The organism is Streptomyces sp. SGAir0957 (assembly GCF_043523415.1).
In genome coordinates this window covers 461,866-482,021 of record NZ_CP027293.1, presented here as the reverse complement: position 1 = coordinate 482,021, position 20,156 = coordinate 461,866, and the positions used below count along the sequence as shown (strand labels likewise).

Here is a 20,156-nt window from a genome sequence, read left to right as displayed (position 1 = left end):
GGAGCCAGCGCGCCCGCCGCCGAAGGGAGACCGCCCTGTGAGCGAGGACAAGCTGCGCGACTTCTTGACCCGCGTCTCCAACGACCTCCAGCGCACCCGCGCCCGGCTGCGCCAGGTCGAGGGCAGGGCCACGGAACCGGTCGCCGTCGTCTCCATGAGCTGCCGCTACCCCGGCGGGGTCCGCACCCCCGAGGACCTGTGGAACCTCGTCGACAACGGCACCGACGGCATCTCCCCGTTCCCCGACAACCGCGGCTGGGACCTCGACTCCCTCTACGACCCCGACCCCGCGAGCCCCGGCACCTGCTACACCCGCGAAGGCGGCTTCCTCCACGACGCCGCCGACTTCGACCCCGCCTTCTTCGGCATGTCACCGCGCGAGGCCCTCGCCACCGACCCCCAGCAGCGCCTCCTCCTCGAGATCGTCTGGGAATCCCTCGAACGAGCCGGACTGCGCCCCTCCGACCTGCGCGGCAGCGCCACCGGCGTCTTCGCCGGGGTCATGTACAACGACTACGCCACCCGGTTCCCCGAGCCGCCCCCCGGCGTCGAGGGCCACCTCGGCAACGGCAGCGCGGCGAGCATCGCCTCCGGCCGCGTCTCCTACACGTTCGGCTTCGAGGGCCCCGCCCTGACCGTCGACACCGCCTGCTCCTCCTCCCTCGTCGCCCTCCACCTCGCCGTGCAGTCCCTGCGCCAGGGCGAGTGCGACCTCGCCCTCGCCGGCGGCGTCGCCTTCATGTCGACACCGGTCACCTTCCTGGAGTTCAGCCGCCAGCGCGGTCTCTCTCCCGATGGGCGCTGCAAGTCCTTCGCGGACGCCACCGACGGCACCGGCTGGGGCGAGGGCGCGGGCATCCTGCTCCTCGAACGCCTCTCCGACGCCCGCCGCAACGGCCATCCCGTGCTCGCCGTGATCCGCGGCTCGGCCGTCAACCAGGACGGCGCCAGCAGCGGCCTCACCGCCCCCAACGGCCCCTCCCAGCAGCGCGTCATCCGCAGCGCCCTCGCCTCCGCCGGGCTCACGGCCCAGGACGTCGACGCCGTCGAGGCACACGGCACAGGGACCAGCCTCGGCGACCCCATCGAGGCCCAGGCCCTGCTCGCCACCTACGGCCAGGACCGCGCGGACGACCGCCCGCTGTGGCTCGGCTCCCTCAAGTCGAACATCGGCCACACCCAGGCCGCCGCGGGCGTCGGCGGCGTCATCAAGATGGTCATGGCCCTGCGCCACGCCAGCCTGCCCCGCACCCTGCACGTCGACGCCCCCACCACGAAGGTCGACTGGACCGAGGGCGACGTACGCCTCCTCACCGAGCCCGTCGCCTGGCCACCGCAGGCGGAACGGCCCCGGCGCGCCGGGGTGTCCGCGTTCGGCGTCTCCGGCACCAACGCGCACGTCATCCTGGAGGAAGCCCCCGAGCCCGCACCGGAGGCCCCGGGGACGCGGGAGGACGACGCGCCGTCCGCGCACCCGGAGCCGCACCAGCTCCCGCTCCCGCCGGTGATCCCCTGGACCCTCTCCGCACGCACCACCGACGCCCTGCGCGACCAGGCCACCGCCCTGCTGGCCCACCTCGACGCCCACCCCGACACCGACCCCCGGGCCGTCGCCCGCACCCTCGCCGACGGACGCTCCCTCTTCGAGCACCGCGCCGCCGTCCTCGGCACCGACCGCGCCGGCCTCACCGCCGCCCTCACCGCCCTCGCCGCGGACGGCACCTCGCCCGACCTCGTCACCGGCACCGCCCGGCGCGGGGGCAGGACGGCGTTCCTGTTCTCGGGGCAGGGCGCGCAGCGGCTCGGGATGGGGCGTGGACTGTACGACGCCTTCCCGGTGTTCGCGGAAGCCTTCGACGCGGTGTGCGCGCACGTGGGGGAGGAGCTGCGGGACGTCGTCCTCGGCGAGGACGCCGAGCGGCTGAACCGCACGGAGTGGACGCAGCCCGCGCTGTTCGCGGTCGAGGTCGCGCTGCACCGCCTCGTCGAGTCCTTCGGGGTCCGCCCCGACGTCGTCATCGGCCATTCCATCGGGGAGATCGCCGCCGCGCACGTGGCGGGCGTGATGTCCCTGGAGGACGCTTGCGCGCTGGTGGTGGCCCGGGGCCGGCTGATGCAGGAGCTGCCTGCCGGTGGCGTCATGGTGGCTGTCGAGGCGGCGGAGGCCGAGGTGCTTCCCCTGCTGGCCGACGGGGTGTCCATCGCCGCCGTCAACGGTCCGCAGGCCGTGGTGATCGCGGGCGTCGAGGCGGCGGTCACCGCGGTCGCCGACGAGCTGAAGCGGCAGGGCCGGCGTACGGCACGGCTGAAGGTGTCGCACGCCTTCCACTCCTCGCTCATGGAGCCGATGCTCGACGCCTTCCGCGAGGTGGCCGAGCGGATCACGTACGCGGCGCCGTCCCTCCCCGTCGTGTCGAACGTGACCGGACGCCCGGCCGCCGACGGGGAGTTGGCCTCGGCCGCCTACTGGGTGCGGCACGTGCGGGAGGCGGTGCGCTTCGCGGACGGTGTGGACGCCCTGGCCGCGCAGGGCGTGACCCGTTTCCTGGAGATCGGCCCCGACGGCACCCTCACCGCCCTCGCGCGGACCGTGCTCAGCGACAGGGCCGAGGACGCGGTCCTCGTTCCCGTCCTGCGCAAGGACCGCGACGAGCCCCGGACGGCGGTCGCCGCGCTCGCGACGCTGCACGCCTCCGGCCGGACCGTCGACTGGAGCACGCTGCTGCCGGGCACCTCGGAGCCGGTCCCGCTGCCGACCTACCCCTTCCAGCGTCAGCGCTACTGGCTGGACCCGGTCGCGGGCCACGTCGGGCACCGGGGCGAACACCCGCTGCTCTCCTCGGGCATCGGCCTCGCCGACTCCACCAGCGTCGTGGCGACCGGACGTCTCTCGGCGCGCACACAACCCTGGCTCGGTGAACTCGCAACCGGCGGCGGCTCCCTCGTCGCCGCCTCCGTCCTCACCGACCTGGCGCTGCACACGGGCCGCACCCTCGGCGCCCACCGTCTCGGCGAGCTGCACGTCGACGAGCCGCTGCCGCTGCCGCTGCCCGGCACCGGCGAGACCGAGATACAGACCGTCACCGAGGCGGTCGCGGGCGAACAGCGCTGGACCTTCGCCCTCTACGCGCGGCCCTACGACACCGACGCCGACCTCGCCGACGCGTCCAGGACCTGGACCCGGCACGCGCACGGCACCCTCGTCGCCGTCGACGACACCGCCGAGGCAGCCGGTGGGCAGGGCGCCGAAGCATGGCCCCCGCCCGGCGCGACCCCCGTGGACCTGGCCGAGCTGTACGCGGCACTGGACCTCCCGGCCGACGAGGCGCCGCAGAGCCTGACCGCGGCCTGGCGCCTGGGCGACGAGGTGTTCGCCGAGGCCGCCCTCCCGGAGACGAAGGCGGCCGAGGCGGCCCAATACGCCGTGCATCCCGCGCTGTTGGACGGCACGCTGGTGGCGATCGGCGCGCTGGGCCGCCCCGTCCCGCACCTCGTGTCCTGGTCCGACCTCACGCTCCACGCGAGCGCCGCCGCGCACGTACGGCTGCACGTCGCCGCCCGCTCGGAGACGGAAGCCGCGCTCACGCTCCTGGACTCCACCGGGGCGCCGGTCCTCACCGCACGCGGCGTCACGACCCTGCCCTTCGACCCCGCCCGGCTCCCCGCCACCACCCGCAAGCGCGGCAGTGACCTGTACACCGTCACGTGGAGCCCGGTCGGCACCGCCGCCCCCACGCGACAACAGGACCCGGCCGTCGCGCACCACACTCCGGACGGACTCCTCGCCGCACTGGCGGAGACCTCGGACCCCACGCCCTTCCCCGACCTGGTCGTCGTCGCCTGGAAGGACCCCGACGCCACCGGTACGGACGTGGCAGCCGCCGTGCACACCGCCACCTCCCGCGCCCTCACCCTGGCACAGCGCTGGCTCGCCGATCCGCGGACGACCGGGGCACGTCTGCTGGTGCTCACGCGAGGCGCGGCCGCCGCCCTCGACGGGGAGAGCGTGTCGGACCTGACCACCGCCGCGGTCCGTGGCCTGTTCAAGTCCGCGGCCTCCGAGAACCCGGGACGGATCCTGCTCCTCGACGCGGACACCGCCCCCACCGACGAAGAACTTCGGGACGCCGTACGCCACGGGAACGACGAACTCGTCCTGCGTGAAGGCCAGTTGCTGGCCCCGAACCTCGTGCTCGCCCGGGACGCCGACGAGCAGACGGTCGCCGCCACCTTCCCGACGGACCGCACCGTCCTCATCACCGGAGGCACCGGCGGCGTCGGATCGGCCGTCGCCCGCCACCTCGTCACCCGGCACGGGGTCCGCCACCTCCTCCTCGTCACCCGGCGCGGCACGCAGGCCCCCGGCGCCGCCGAGCTCACGGCCGAACTCACCGCGCTCGGCGCCCGGACCACCGTCGTCGCCTGCGACGCCACCGACCGCGAGGCCCTCGCCGAGGCGATCCGTGGCCTGCCGTCGGCGCACCCGCTCGGAGCCGTGGTGCACGCGGCGGGAACGCTCGACGACGGCGTCATCACCTCGCTCACCCACGACCGGCTCACCACGGTGCTGCGCCCCAAGGCCGACGCGGCGGTCAACCTCCATGAACTCACCCGCGACCTCGACCTCTCCGCGTTCGTCCTCTTCTCCTCGGCCGCCGCCACGTTCTCGGGCCCAGGGCAGGGCAACTACGTCGCCGCGAACACCTTCCTCGACGCCTACGCCACCCGCCTGCGCGCCGAGGGCCGCCCCGCGGTGTCCATCGCCTGGGGCCTGTGGGAGACCGACAGCACGATGACGCGCGGGCGCACCGACGCCGCGCAGCACCGCGCCACCCGCAACGGCATCGGCGCCCTGCCCACCGAGGACGCCCTCGACCTCTTCGACCGCGCCCTGTCCCACACGGGCGGCACACCGCTGCCCCTCCGCCTCGACCGTGCCGCACTGCGCCGCGCCGCCGACCGGCTTCCCCCGCTCCTGCGCACCCTGGCCGGTGGCCCCGCCCTGCGCACGGCCGCCGCGTCCACGGCGCAGAAGGGCGAGTCCCTCGGCCTCCTGAGCCTGCCGGAGGCGCGTCGCAGGGACGCCGTCGGCGAGCTCGTGCACACCGCGCTGGCCACCGTGCTCGGCCACGCCCCCGGCACACGGATCAGCCCCGACACCTCGTTCAAGCACCTCGGTCTCGACTCCCTGACCGCCCTCGAACTGCGCAACTCCCTCTCCGCCGCGACCGGCACGGCCCTGCCGGCGACCCTGGTCTTCGACCACCCCACCCCGGAAGCCGTCACGGACCTCCTCCTCGCCGAGCTGGCACCGGCGGCAGGGGCGGGCGAAACCGCCGACTCCGGCACGGGCCGTACCGCGCAGGCCGTTCCACTCACCGACGAGCCCCTCGCCGTCATCGGCATGAGCTGCCGCTTCCCCGGCGGAGTCGAGACACCCGAACAGTTCTGGGAGCTGCTCCTGGAGGGCGAGGACGCCATCGGTGACTTCCCCGCCGATCGCGGCTGGGACAACCTCGACGCCCTGGGCCACCTTGACGACGACGACTCCGGCCCGTCGGCCTACACCCGACTCGGCGGCTTCCTCTCGGACGTGGGCGACTTCGACGCGGAGTTCTTCGGGGTGTCTCCGCGCGAGGCGCTGGCGATGGACCCACAGCAGCGGTTGCTGTTGGAGGCGTCGTGGGAGGCGGTGGAGCGGGCCGGGATCGACCCGCGCTCGCTGCGCGGCGGCCGGGTAGGCGTCTTCGCCGGGACGAACGGCCAGGACTACCCCGCCCTGCTGAATCTGTCGGAGGGTGACTTCGGCGGCTACGTCGGCACCGGGAACGCGGCGAGTGTGGCCTCGGGCCGGGTCTCGTACGTGCTGGGTCTTGAGGGCCCGGCGGTGACGGTGGACACGGCCTGCTCGTCCTCCCTCGTCGCCCTGCACCTCGCAGGGCAGGCACTGCGCGGCGATGAGTGCTCGATGGCTCTCGTCTCGGGCGCCACCGTGATGTCCACACCCGCTGCCTTCGTGGAGTTCAGCCGTCAGGGCGGGCTCGCGGGTGACGGCCGGTGCAAGGCGTTCGGCGAGGGCGCGGACGGTACGGGCTGGGGTGAGGGTGTCGGTGTTCTGCTGGTGGAGCGGTTGTCGGACGCGCGCCGCAAGGGCCACCGGGTGCTTGCGGTGGTGCGGGGTTCGGCGGTCAACCAGGACGGTGCGTCGAATGGTCTGACGGCGCCGAACGGTCCGTCGCAGCAGCGGGTGATCCGTGCCGCACTGTCGTCGGCGGGTCTGTCGGCGGCGGATGTGGACGTGGTGGAGGCGCACGGAACGGGCACGAAGCTCGGTGACCCGATCGAGGCGCAGGCTCTCCTCGCCACGTACGGGCGGGAGCGGGCCGGGGACCGGCCGCTGTGGCTGGGCTCGGTGAAGTCGAACCTGGGTCACACGCAGGCGGCTGCAGGTGTGGCCGGTGTGATCAAGATGGTGGAGGCGTTGCGGCACAAGGTGTTGCCCGCGACGTTGCACGCGGAGGAGCCGTCCTCGCACGTGGACTGGTCGTCGGGGGCCGTGCGGTTGCTCACCGAGCGGCAGGAGTGGACGGCGTCGGAGGATCGTCCGCGTCGTGCGGGTGTGTCGTCGTTCGGGCTCAGCGGCACCAACGCCCACGTCATCCTCGAAGAGGCGCCGCAGGAAAGCGCGGAGCCGGTCCGGTCCGGCGCCCTGCCTGTGGTGCCGTGGGTGCTGTCCGGCCGCAGCTCCGACGCCCTGCGCTCCCAGGCCGCCCGACTGCACGCCTACGCGCAGGCCAACACCGACGTCAGCCCCGCCGCCATCGCCGCCGCCCTGGTCGCGAGCCGGACGCCGTTCGAGAGCCGTGCCGTCGTGCGGGGCCGCGACCGGGCGGAACTCCTGGACGGCCTCGAACGCCTGGCCCAGGGCGGTCAGGCGGCCAACCTGACCCGCGGAACGGTGAGGGGCCACGGCAGGACCGCCTTCCTGTTCTCGGGCCAGGGCGCGCAGCGGCTCGGTATGGGGCGCGAACTGTACGACACCTTCCCGGTGTTCGCGGAGGCCTTCGACGCGGTGTGCGCGCACGTGGGGGAGGAGCTGCGGGGTGTCGTCTTCGGTGATGACGCCGAGCGGCTGAACCGTACGGAGTGGACGCAGCCGGCACTGTTCGCCGTCGAGGTGGCCCTGTTCCGCCTGGTGGAGTCGTGGGGCGTGCGCCCCGACGTGGTGGCCGGTCACTCGATCGGTGAGATCGCCGCCGCGCACGTAGCCGGGGTGATGTCGCTGGAGGACGCCTGCGCCCTGATCGTCGCGCGCGGGCGGCTGATGCAGGAGCTGCCTGCCGGTGGTGTGATGGTGGCCGTAGAGGCGTCGGAGGCGGAGGTGCTTTCGCTGCTGGTCGACGGGGTGTCGATCGCTGCGGTCAACGGCCCGCAGGCTGTGGTGATCGCCGGTGTGGAGTCGGCGGTCGAGCAGGTCGCTCACGCACTCAAGGAGCAAGGCCGACGCACTTCCCGGCTCCGTGTGTCGCACGCCTTCCACTCGTCGCTGATGGAGCCGATGCTCGACGCCTTCCGTGAGGTGGCCGAGCGCATCACTTATGCGGCGCCGTCGATCCCGGTCGTGTCGAACGTGACCGGGCGCCTCACCGACTCCGCTTCAGCCGAAAACGAGTTGGTGTCGGCCGAGTACTGGGTGCGGCATGTGCGGGAGGCGGTGCGCTTCGCCGACGGTGTGAGCGCCCTCGCCGCGCAAGGTGTGACGCGTTACTTGGAAATCGGCCCGGACGGCACCCTCACCGCCCTCGCCCAGAACTGTGTCTCCGACGATGAGGCGCCTCTCTTCGCGTCATTCTTGCGCAAGGACCGCGACGAGGTGGACGCCTTCGTCGCGGGTGTGGCCGCCGGTCACACGGCCGGTGTGCCCGTCGACTGGGCCGCGGTGACCGGGCCCTGCCCGACCGGAGGCGTCGACCTGCCCACGTACGCCTTCCAGCGCGAGCGGTTCTGGCCCCAGACCAAACGCAGCGGGAGCGCCCGGCGTCCCGATGTCTGGGAGGCCCCGGGAGCCGAGGAAGCACGCGAACTCGCCGGCGTGCTGGACATCAGCGAGGACGTCGTGCACGAGGTCCTCACGGGGTTCTCCGCCCGGCGCCGGGAGCGGACGGCGCGGGCCGCGGTCGACGGCTGGCGGTACCGCGTCGACTGGGAGACGGTGCCGATGCCGGTGCCGGCGACTCCGGCCACCGGCGCGGTGGGTCGTCCGGGTACGTGGCTCGTCCTCCACGCCGAAGGCGAGGCGGCGCAGGCCGACACCGTGACCGCCGCCCTGCCCGAACGCCTGCTCCTCCCGCTCCCGGAGCACCCCGATCGGTCGACGCTCGCCGCCACCGTCGCCGCGGCTGTCGCTGCGGCCGTCAAGGAGACGCAGACACAGGTGGCGGGGGCGCTGGTGCTGCCCGCCACGGTGGCCCAGGCGCTCGTCGCCACGCAGGCGCTCGGCGACGCCGAGGTCGGCGGGCCCGTGTGGTGGGTGACCCGGGGAGCCGTCGCCGTAGGACGGCCCGCCGACGGTCCGCTGCGCCCCGAGCAGAGCGCCGTCTGGGGCCTCGGCCGCGTCGCCGCCCTGGAACACCCCGAACGCTGGGGCGGCCTGATCGACCTGCCGGACACCACCGACACCGACACCGACACCGATATCGGCACCGGCACCGGCACCGACATCAACACCGACATCAACACCGACAGCGACACGGCACGCCTGCTCGCGGGCATCGTCGGCTCCTCCACGGAGGACCAGGTCGCCGTACGAGGCGGCCAGGTCTTCGCCAGGCGCCTGCGGCAGGACCTGACGCCGCAGGGCACCGGACAGGGATGGCGGCCGTCCGGACCGGTACTCGTCACCGGCGGCACCGGCGCCCTCGGCGCGCACGTCGCCCGCTGGCTCGTCCGGCAGGGCGCGGACGAACTGGTCCTCACCAGCCGCCGCGGGGAGAAGGCAGACGGAGCCGCCGAACTCGTCATCGAGTTGCGGGAGTTGGGTGCCCGGCAGGTAACCGTCGAAGCCTGCGACCTGTCCGACCGGGACGCCGTCGACGCGCTGCTGACCCGGCACCGGTTCGACGCCGTCTTCCACGCGGCGGGCGTTCCGGATCACATGCCCTTCGACGACATCGACATAGCCCACCTGGAGCGGACGACGGGTGCGAAGGCACACGGCGCCGTGTACCTGGACGAGCTGACCCGCGACCGGGACCTGAGCGCGTTCGTCGTGTTCTCGTCGATCGCCGCCGCGTGGGGGAGCGGGGCCCAGGGCGCCTACGCGGCCGCCAACGCCTGGGCCGACGCCGTCGTCGAGGACCGCGTCGCCGCCGGACGGGCGGGCCTCTCCGTGCAGTGGGGCCCGTGGGCGGGTGGCGGAATGGTGTCGAGCGCGGGCGCCGCCGAACTGCGGCGGCACGGACTGCGGGTGATGGACCCCGAGCGCGCCCTCCTGGGACTCGCGTCCGCGATGGAAGGAGCGACGGCGGGAGCCATGGGGGCATCCGGCGGCACGGTCGTCGCGCCACCCGGCGGCGCGGTCGCTGTGCCACCCGCTGGCGCGGTCGTCGTGCCACCCGCTGGCGCGGTCGTCGTGCCACCCGCTGGCACTGTCGTCGTGGCCGACGTGGACTGGGAGCGCTTCGCCCCCGCGTTCACCGTCCGGCGCGCCAGCCCCCTGCTGACCGGCCTCACGGGCGTCGATACCGTCGCGGCCGAAGCCACCAGGGACGACGACACCGGCGACGCCCGCGCCGCCCTCGTCGCACGCCTCGTGAACCGGCCTGAGAAGGAGCGCCGGCGGGCCCTGCACGAACTCGTCCGCGCGCGGGCGGGCCTCGTGCTCGGCCGCTCGACGGGCGCGGCCGTGGACCTCGACCGGTCCTTCCGCGACATCGGGTTCGACTCCCTCACGGCGGTGGAACTGCGCAACGAGCTCCACGCAGAGACCGGCCTGCGGCTGCCGACGACCCTGGTCTTCGACCACCCGACACCACGCCACCTCGCCGACCGCCTGTACGAGGAACTCTTCGCCGACGCGGAAGCGACACATGGCGAGGACGAAGCCTCGCTGCGCACCGCCCTCGCCGAGATCCCCTTCGCCCGATGGCAGGAGAGCGGCTTGCTGACGGCCGTGCTGTCCCTGGCGCGGGGTGGTTCGGACGCGCGGGGCGGCTCGGACGCCCGTGCCGTGCCCGAGCCCGCCGGACCCACGGTGTACGGCACCGCCCGGATCAAGGCCAGGGCCGACGCCCCGTCCGCGTCCGACGGACCCGACGCGCCCGACGCGATCGACGCGATGGACGTCGACGCCCTCGTTCAGCTGGCCCTGGGCGACTCCACCTCCTGACACACCTGCCCGCCGCCCTCCTCCCCGTCCGCCCGCGTACGGGCCATGAACCAGTGGAGCTGAGCATGTCCACCTCCGAAGAGCGCGTCGTCTCCGCGCTGCGCGCTTCTCTCTCCGAGAACGAGCGCCTGCGCCGGCAGAACGACGAACTCGCCCGCGCCGTCTCCGAGCCGATCGCCATCATCGGCATGGCCTGCCGCTACCCGGGCGACGTCACGATGCCGGAACACCTGTGGGACCTGGTCCTGGGCGGCGTCGACGCCATCACCCCGTTCCCGGCGGACCGGGGATGGGACACGGCGGACGACAGCGCGGAGGGACGTACCGGGCAGGGCGGATTCGTCGCCACGGCGACCGACTTCGACGCCGGGTTCTTCGGAGTGTCACCGCGCGAGGCGCTGGCGATGGACCCCCAGCAACGACTCGTCCTGGAGACGTCCTGGGAGGCCCTCGAACGCGCGGGCCTTGACCCCACCGCGGTGCGCGGCAGCCGCACCGGGGTCTTCGTCGGATGCAGCAACCAGAACTACGGCGCCGTCTCCGGCGACGCTCTGCCCGAGGGCATCGAAGGCCATCTGCTGACCGGCAACGCGGCAAGCGTCGTCTCGGGCCGCGTGTCGTACGTGCTGGGTCTTGAGGGCCCGGCGGTGACGGTCGACACGGCCTGCTCGTCCTCGCTGGTGGCTCTGCACCTGGCGGGACAGGCACTGCGAGCGGGCGAATGCGATCTGGCGCTGGCGGGCGGTGTGACGGTGATGTCCACGCCCGACGTCTTCGGCGAGTTCAGCCGGCAGGGTGGTCTTGCGGGTGACGGTCGGTGCAAGGCGTTCGGGGAGGGTGCGGACGGTACGGGCTGGGGTGAGGGTGTCGGTGTTCTGCTGGTGGAGCGTCTCTCCGACGCGCGCCGCAAGGGCCATCGGGTGCTTGCGGTGGTGCGGGGTTCGGCGGTCAACCAGGACGGCGCCTCGAACGGTCTGACCGCCCCCAACGGCCCCTCGCAGCAGCGGGTGATCCGTGCCGCGCTGTCGTCGGCGGGTCTGTCGGCGGCGGATGTGGACGTGGTGGAGGCGCACGGCACGGGCACGAAGCTCGGTGACCCGATCGAGGCGCAGGCCCTTCTTGCCACCTATGGCCGGGAGCGGGCCGGGGACCGTCCGCTGTGGCTGGGCTCGGTGAAGTCGAACCTGGGTCACACGCAGGCGGCTGCCGGTGTGGCCGGTGTGATCAAGATGGTGGAGGCGTTGCGGCACAGGGTGTTGCCCGCGACGTTGCACGCGGAGGAGCCGTCCTCGCATGTGGACTGGTCGTCCGGTGCGGTCCGCCTGCTCACCGAGCGGCAGGAGTGGAAGGCGTCGGAGGATCGTCCGCGCCGTGCGGGTGTGTCGTCGTTCGGGCTCAGCGGCACCAACGCCCACGTCATCCTCGAAGAGGCACCTGAGAGCGCGACGCCCCAGGAGAATGCGGAGCCGGAACCGCGGACCGAGAACTCACGCAAGGGCCCGACAGCCTGGCCGCTCTCCGGCCGCACCGAGGAAGCCCTGCGAGCCCAGGCCCGAGCCCTCGCCTCCTTCGCGGCGGGCAACCCCGGGATCGGGCTCGACCGGGTGGGCCTCGCGCTCGCGACGACACGCACGCAGTTCGAGCATCGCGCCGTCGTCCTCGCAGCTGACATGCCGAGTCTCACCGAGGCGCTCGAGGCACTCGCCGACGGGGGCACGGCCGGGGCGAAGACCACGCTCGGGAACAACCGCGGAGACCAGCCCCAGGCGTTCTTGTTCGCGGGGCAGGGTGCGCAGCGGCTCGGTATGGGGCGCGAGCTGTACGACGCCTTCCCGGTGTTCGCGGAGGCCTTCGACGCGGTCTGCGCGCAGGTCGGTGAGGAATTGCGAGACGTCGTCTTCGGTGAGGATGCCGAGCGGCTGAACCGTACGGAGTGGACGCAGCCCGCGTTGTTCGCGATCGAGGTCGCGCTGTACCGCCTCGTCGAGTCCTTCGGGGTGCGCCCGGACTTTCTGATGGGCCACTCGATCGGGGAGATCGCCGCCGCGCATGTCGCGGGGGTCATGTCTCTCGAAGACGCGTGTGCCCTGGTGGTCGCGCGCGGGCGGTTGATGCAGGAACTCCCCGCCGGCGGCGTGATGGTGGCCGTAGAGGCGTCGGAAGCCGAGGTGCTTCCGCTGCTGGTCGACGGGGTGTCGATCGCTGCGGTCAACGGCCCGCAGGCTGTGGTGGTCGCCGGTGTGGAGTCGGCGGTCGACCAGGTCGCTCACGCACTCAAGGAGCAAGGTCGACGTACATCTCGTCTGCGCGTCTCGCACGCCTTCCACTCGTCGCTGATGGAGCCGATGCTCGACGCCTTCCGTGAGGTGGCCGAGCGCATCACTTATGCGGCGCCGTCGATCCCCGTCGTGTCGAACGTGACCGGGCGCCTCGCCGACCCCGCTTCAGCCGACGGCGAGTTGGTGTCGGCCGAGTACTGGGTGCGGCATGTGCGGGAGGCGGTGCGCTTCGCGGACGGTGTGAGCGCCCTGGCCGCGCAAGGTGTGACCCGCTTCCTGGAGATCGGCCCGGACGGCACCCTCACCGCCCTCGCCCGGAACTGCGCGCCGGACACCGGCACTTCCCTCTTCGTGCCGATGTGCCGCAAGGACGACGCGGAGCACACCGCTGTCCTCCGCGCGGTGGCACAGGTGCACGTGGACGGCGGGGAGATCGACTGGGCTGCCGTGCTGAGGACCGAGGGCGGTGCTGGGCGGACGGTCGAGCTGCCGACGTACCCGTTCCGGCGCCGCCGCTACTGGCTCGCCCCGAACGAGCCGTCGCCCGGTGTCCCCGCCGGTCCGGCGCGGGCCTCCGCGGTGGTCGACGCCGGGTTCTGGGCCGCCGTCGAGCGCGAGGACCTTCCGTCGCTGGCCGCGGACCTCGCCCTGGAGCCGGAAGCGCTGGGGCCGGTGGTCCCGGCGCTGTCGAAGTGGTACCGGCAGCGGCAGGACCGGGCCGCGCTCGACGCGCTGCGGTACGAGGTGTCATGGCGGCCGCTGACCCGGGACGACGAGACGACGCCCGCCGCAGGTCAGCCCCGTACCGGACAGTGGGCGGTGCTGATCCCCGCCGGCCTCGGAGCCGCATCGCGCGGCACGGTGGACGACCTCCTCCAGGGCTTGCGGAAGCAGGGACTGACCGCGTACGTGGCCGAGGCGGACCTCACCGACCCCGCCGCCTGTGCCGAAGCCCTCGCGGGGGCGGCGAACTCCGACGGCCCGCGCCGCTTGGACGGGGTCCTGTCCCTGGCCGGTCTCGCCGCGTCCGGCGATCCGGTCACCGGCACCCTGTCCGCGCTGCGGGCGGTCGCGGAGGCCTCGGAAACGGGCGTTCGGCTGTGGGCGCTCACGCAGGGCGCCGTCGGCGTCGCGGACGCCGAATCGTCCGCCGTCCGGCCCGAGCAGAGCGCGGTCTGGGGACTGGGGCGCGTCGCCGCCCTGGAGCACCCGGACGTCTGGGGCGGGCTCATCGACCTGCCCTCCCAGGTGGACGACCGGGTGTGCGCGCGGCTCGCCGTCGCCCTGACACAGCTGAAGTCCGGCGAGGACCAGGTCGCCGTACGCGCACACGGCGTCTTCGGCCGCAGACTGGCACCGGCGGCCCCACTGCCCTCCCGGACGGAGAGCTGGAAGGCCGACGGCACCGTCCTCATCACCGGAGGCACCGGAGCCTTGGGCGCGCACGTCGCCCGCTGGGCGGTGGAACGGGGGGCCCGGTCCCTGCTCCTCGTCAGCCGTCGCGGCGAGTCGGCGCCGGGTGCCGACGAACTGCGGGCGGAACTACAGCAGTTGGGCGCTGACGTAGCCTTCGCCGCCGCGGACATCTCCGACCGTGACCAGCTCGCCGCCCTGCTCGCCGAGCATCCCGTCGGCGCGGTCTTCCACACGGCCGGGATCCTGGACGACGGCACACTGCTGACGACCGACGCCGAACGCATCGAGAATGTACGCGCCCCCAAGGCCACCGGAGCACTCCTGCTCGACGAGCTGACCCGGGACCGCGACCTCTCCGCGTTCGTTCTCTTCTCGTCGCTTGCCGGCACGCTGGGCAGCCCGGGACAAGGGGCGTACGCCGCCGCCAACGCCGTCCTCGACGCCCTCGCGGAACGGCGGCGTGCGGAAGGCCTCCCGGCCACCTCCCTCGCCTGGGGCCCGTGGGCCGGTGACGGCATGGCGGCGGAGACCGGCGGGCGCCGCAGGGGCCAGGGGGCGATGACGGCACTCGACCCCCGGCTCGCGCTCGCGGCCCTCGGCGCCGCGCTCGACGCGGGGGTCACCACCGAACTCGTCGTTGACGCCGACTGGGACCGCTTCGTCCCCGCCTTCACCACGGCCCGCCCCAGCGCGCTCCTCACGCCGGTGGCCCCCGCGCGCGCCGCCACGCAGACCCGAGGCGCCGAGGGGCCCGGAAATGACCTGCGCTCACGAGCGGCCGGTCTGCCGCGCGAAGCCGGGCAGCGACTCGTCCTGGAGGAGGTCCAGAAGCTCGCGGCTCAGATGCTGGGGCACGACGGTCCCGCACAGGTCGGTGCGGAGAAGGCGTTCCGCGACCTGGGCGTGGACTCGCTGATCGCGGTGGAGCTGCGCAACGTCCTCGCAGCCGTGTCCGGCGTCGCACTCCCGGCGACGACGGTCTTCGACCACCCCACACCCCAGGCCCTTGCGGCCCACATCTACGGCGAACTGTTCGCGGACGTGGCTTCCGTCGTCCCGACGACCGTGGCGGCGGTGGACGAGCCGGTCGCGATCGTCGGCATGGCGTGCCGTTTCCCGGGCGGCGTGGAGTCCCCGGAAGACCTGTGGGACCTGCTCGTCGACGGCCGTGACGGCATCGGCGACTTCCCCACCGATCGCGGCTGGTCAGCACTGGAGAGAGTCTACGACCGGTACGCCCAGGCCGACGGCGGCACATCGGAGTACGGCCAGGGCGGCTTCCTCTCGGATGTCGGCGGTTTCGACGCGGAGTTCTTCGGGGTGTCGCCGCGCGAGGCGCTGGCGATGGACCCGCAGCAGCGGTTGCTGTTGGAGGCGTCGTGGGAGGCGGTGGAGCGGGCCGGGATCGACCCGCGCTCGCTGCGCGGCAGCCGCACCGGTGTGTTCGCCGGGACGAACGGCCAGGACTACCCCGCCCTGCTGAGCCTGTCGGAGGGCGACTTCGGCGGCTACGTCGGCACCGGGAACGCGGCGAGTGTGGCCTCGGGCCGGGTCTCGTACGTGCTCGGCCTCGAAGGCCCGGCGGTGACCGTGGACACGGCCTGCTCGTCCTCCCTCGTCGCCCTGCACCTTGCCGGGCAGGCGTTGCGGTCGGGGGAGTGCGATCTGGCGCTGGCCGGTGGTGTGACAGTGATGTCGACGCCGGGCGCGTTCGTGGAGTTCAGCCGGCAGGGCGGTCTCGCGGGTGACGGCCGGTGCAAGGCGTTCGGCGAGGGCGCGGACGGTACCGGCTGGGGTGAGGGTGTCGGTGTTCTGCTGGTGGAGCGGTTGTCGGACGCGCGCCGCAAGGGGCACCGGGTGCTTGCGGTGGTGCGGGGCAGCGCGGTCAACCAGGACGGTGCCTCGAACGGCTTGACCGCCCCCAACGGCCCCTCGCAGCAGCGGGTGATCCGCGCCGCGCTGTCGTCGGCGGGTCTGTCGGCGGCGGACGTGGACGTGGTGGAGGCGCACGGCACGGGCACGAAGCTCGGTGACCCGATCGAGGCGCAGGCCCTCCTTGCCACCTACGGCCGGGAGCGGGCCGGGGACCGCCCGCTGTGGCTCGGTTCGGTGAAGTCGAACCTGGGTCACACGCAGGCGGCTGCCGGTGTGGCCGGTGTGATCAAGATGGTGGAGGCACTCCAGCACAGGGTGCTGCCCGCGACGTTGCACGCGGAGGAGCCGTCCTCGCACGTGGACTGGTCGTCCGGTGCGGTCCGCCTGCTCACCGAGCGGCAGGAGTGGAAGGCGTCGGAGGATCGTCCGCGCCGTGCGGGTGTGTCGTCGTTCGGGCTCAGCGGCACCAACGCTCACGTCATCCTCGAAGAGGCACCTGAGAGCGCGACGCCTCACGACGTGGAGACGGACGACGATGGCGCCGTTCTGCCCTGGCTCCTCAGCGGGCGGAGCGAAGCGGCTCTGCGTGCTCAAGCGGGGCGGCTGCTCACGGCACTCAAGGAGCGTGACGACTCCGCGCCCGCACGGATGGCGCGGGCTCTCGCGACGGCTCGTAGCTCCTTCGAGCAGCGCGCCGTCGTACTTGCCTCCACGCACCAAGAGCTCGCCGAGGAGCTGCGGAACCTTCAGTTGGGGGACGCGGGCCTGCGGACCGTCGTGGGCGAGGCCCGGGGCGGTGGCCGCACGGCGTTCTTGTTCTCGGGCCAGGGTGCGCAGCGGCCAGGCATGGGCGCTGAACTGTACGACACCTTCCCGGTGTTCGCGGAAACCTTCGACGCGGTCTGCGCGCACGTCGGTGAGGAGCTGCGGGATGTCGTCTTCGGTGAGGATGCCGAGCGGCTGAACCGTACGCAGTGGGCCCAACCCGCGCTGTTCGCGGTCGAGGTTGCGCTGTACCGCCTCGTCGAGTCCTTCGGGGTGCGCCCGGACTTCCTGATCGGCCACTCCATCGGTGAGATCGCCGCCGCGCACGTGGCCGGGGTGATGTCCCTGGCGGACGCCTGTGCCCTGATCGTTGCGCGTGGCCGGCTCATGCATGAACTTCCCACCGGTGGCGTGATGGTGGCCGTCGAGGCGTCGGAAGCCGAGGTGCTCCCGCTGCTGGCGGACGGAGTCTCCATCGCTGCCGTCAACGGCCCGCAGGCCGTGGTCGTCGCCGGTGTCGAGGCGGCTGTCGAGCAGGTCGCTCACACACTCAAGGAGCAAGGCCGACGCACGTCCCGGCTCCGTGTCTCGCACGCCTTCCACTCCCCGCTCATGGAGCCGATGCTCGACGCCTTCCGTGAGGTCGCCGAGCAGATCACGTACGCGGCGCCGTCGATCCCGGTCGTGTCGAACGTGACCGGACGCCTGGCCGTCGAAGGCGAGTTGGCGTCGGCCGAGTACTGGGTCCGGCACGTACGCGACGCCGTCCGCTTCGCCGACGGCGTCGACACTCTTGCCGCCGAAGGGGTGACCCGGTTCCTGGAGATCGGCCCCGACGGCACCCTCACCGCCCTCGCCCAGAACTCCGCGCCGGACAGCGACGCCCTCTACGTGCCGGTGCTCCGCAAGGACGGCCCGGAGCACGCGGCCGTGCTGCGGGCGATGGCGAGGTTCCACGTGGACGGAGGGGAGGTGAGCTGGGCTCCCGCACTCGGTGACGGGGTGGTCGGCGCGCCGGTGGACCTGCCCACGTACGCGTTCCAGCGCACACGCTTCTGGCCCACGGTCACCGGCGGCGGCACCCCGGCCACCCAGGCGACGGGGTCGGTCTCCGGCGACGACGCGTCGTTCTGGTCGATCGTCGAGGACGGGGCGCCGGACCTGGCGGACAGCCTGGGGGTGCCGCACGACGCGCTGGACGCCGTGCTGCCCGCGCTCACCGAGTTGCGCCGCGGGCACCTGGAGCGCGCCGAGGTCGACAGCTGGCGCTACCGCGTCGCGTGGGAGCCGGTGACGCTGCCGCCGGCGGCGCCTCTCACCGGACGCTGGTTGCTTCTCCAGGCACCCGGGGACGAGCCTCTGGCGGGGCTGGAGCGGTTCGTCCCCGGTCTGGAACGGGTGACCTGCGACGCCCTGGACCGGGACGCGCTCGTACGGGCACTGAAACCGGCGCTGGGGTCCTCCTTCGCGGCCGGTGTTCTCTCCTGCCTGTCGTTGCCCCGTACAGGCGGCGTGTCCAAGTCCAAGTCCGACCCCGAGTCGGATCATGCAGGCGTCGTGACCACGATGGCGCTCGTCCAGGCGCTGGGCGAGATCGGGGCGACGGCGCCGTTGTGGGTCGTCACCCAGGCCGGGTTCGGGCCCGGACAGGCGCCCGACGACCCGGCGCAGGCCGCCGTATGGGGCCTTGGCAGGGTGGCGGCGCTGGAGCACGCGGAACGCTGGGGCGGCCTCGTCGACCTGGCTCAGCAGCCCGGCGACGATGAACTGGCCGCTTTCGCCTCGGTGTTGTCCAGTGGTGGTAGTGCTGGCAGTGAGGACCAGGTGGCCGTGCGCGGCGCGACGGTCCATGCCCGCCGTCTGCGTCGCCCGGCCCCGCTGCCCGTCGCCGGATCGGACGCGTCCGGCGGTGACGACAGTCGGCGCACTCCGGCGACTCTCCTCGTCACCGGCGGGACCGGTGCGCTCGGAGTGCGGGTCGCCGAGTGGTTCGCCGAGCGCGGGACCAAGGAGTTCGTGCTGGTGAGCCGCGGTGGTCCGGACGCCCACGGGTCGGCCGACGCGGTGGCCCGGCTGGAGGCGGCCGGTGCGCAGCGCGTCGAGATCGTCGCCTGCGACGTCGCCGACCGCGCTCAGGTGGCCGCGCTCCTCGCGGACCACCGTGTCGACGGCATCGCTCACCTGGCCGGTGTGCTCGACGTGACCCAGATCGACGCGATGACACCCGCCCAGGTGGAACGGGCCATGGCGGCGAAGGCGCGGGGCGCCGTGCACCTGGACGAGCTGACGCGCGACCAGGACCTCGCCGCCTTCGTGGTGTTCTCCTCGATCGCCGGGGTGTGGGGCAGCGGCGGTCAAGCGGCCTACGCGGCCGCGAACGCGTGGGCCGACGCCGTGGTCGAACGGCGTCGTGCTCACGGGGCGGCGGGCGTCTCGGTGGCCTGGGGGCCCTGGTCGGGCGGCGGAATGGTCTCCGACGCCGGAGCGACGGAGCTGGAGCGCCGGGGCCTGCGGGTGATGGACCCCGGGCGGGCCCTGGTGGCGTTGGAAAGGGCGCTGGCCGGACGCGGTGGTCCGGTGGTGGTGGCCGACGTGGAGTGGCAGCGCTTCGTGCCGGCGTTCACCAGCCGCCGCACCAGCCCGCTCCTCGCGGGGCTGCCCGAGGCGGACGCCGTGGCGGAGGCGCAGGAGCCGGTGCCCGCGGCCGGGGGAGCGCTGCCCCCGCTGGTCGAACAGGTCGCCGCGCTGTCGCCGCAGGGGCGCGCCGACGCCCTCCTGGCCCACGTGCGCCGCGTCGCCGCGCAGGCGCTCGGGCACACCGACATCACCGTCGTGGGCGCCGAACGGGCCTTCCGCGACATGGGGTTCGACTCGCTCACCGCGGTCGAGCTGCGCAACGCGCTGATCAAGGACACCGGTCTCGCACTGCCCGCGACCCTGATCTTCGACCATCCCTCGCCGGCCGCCCTCGCCCAGCACCTCGACGCCGAACTCTCCGGCGGCGGCGGAACCATGGCGACCATGCTGGCCGACCTGGAGGCCGGGATCGACCGCATCCTGCAAGCCGGTCCCGACCAGGACGCCCGTACGCTGCTCGGTGCCCGGCTCAGGACGCTCCTCGGCGAGATCGAGGCGGCTGACGCCGGTGACGAGGCGGACGGTCCGTCGCTCGGCGACCGCCTGGACGACGCCAGCGACGAGGAGCTGTTCGACCTCATCAGCCGCGAGCTGGAGCAGTAGAAGGCGGGGCAGCAAGGAGCGGGGCAGCAAGGAGCGGGGCAGCGGGGAGCGGGGCAGCGGGGAGCGGTGCGGGCCACGTACCGAACCCGGTGGCCGCGCACACGAGCCGGCGGCCGTACCGGGATCGGTACGGCCGCCGTGGCCTCATGCAGGTGTCGCGGAGTCGCGGAGTCGCGGAGTCGCGGTGTCGCGGA

Annotated in this window: 1 protein-coding gene and 1 pseudogene; both read left to right on the top strand. The window is 73.4% G+C overall.

Translation table 11 applies throughout. From position 1 onward, the window contains the following. Positions 1–37: 37 nt before the first annotated feature. A pseudogene (locus C1N81_RS07510) lies at positions 38–10,387 on the top strand (type I polyketide synthase); the annotation flags it as partial. A gap of 65 nt (positions 10,388–10,452) precedes the next feature. Continuing rightward, complete coding sequence (locus C1N81_RS07505) at positions 10,453–19,962, top strand: type I polyketide synthase (RefSeq protein WP_394427916.1); 9,510 nt, start codon at positions 10,453–10,455, stop codon at positions 19,960–19,962. The last annotated feature ends 194 nt before the right edge of the window (positions 19,963–20,156 follow it).

Excerpts from the sequence above, each read along its gene's own strand:
- C1N81_RS07505 (WP_394427916.1), top strand. The coding sequence starts at position 10,453 with ATGTCCACCTCCGAAGAGCGCGTCGTCTCCGCGCTGCGCGCTTCTCTC.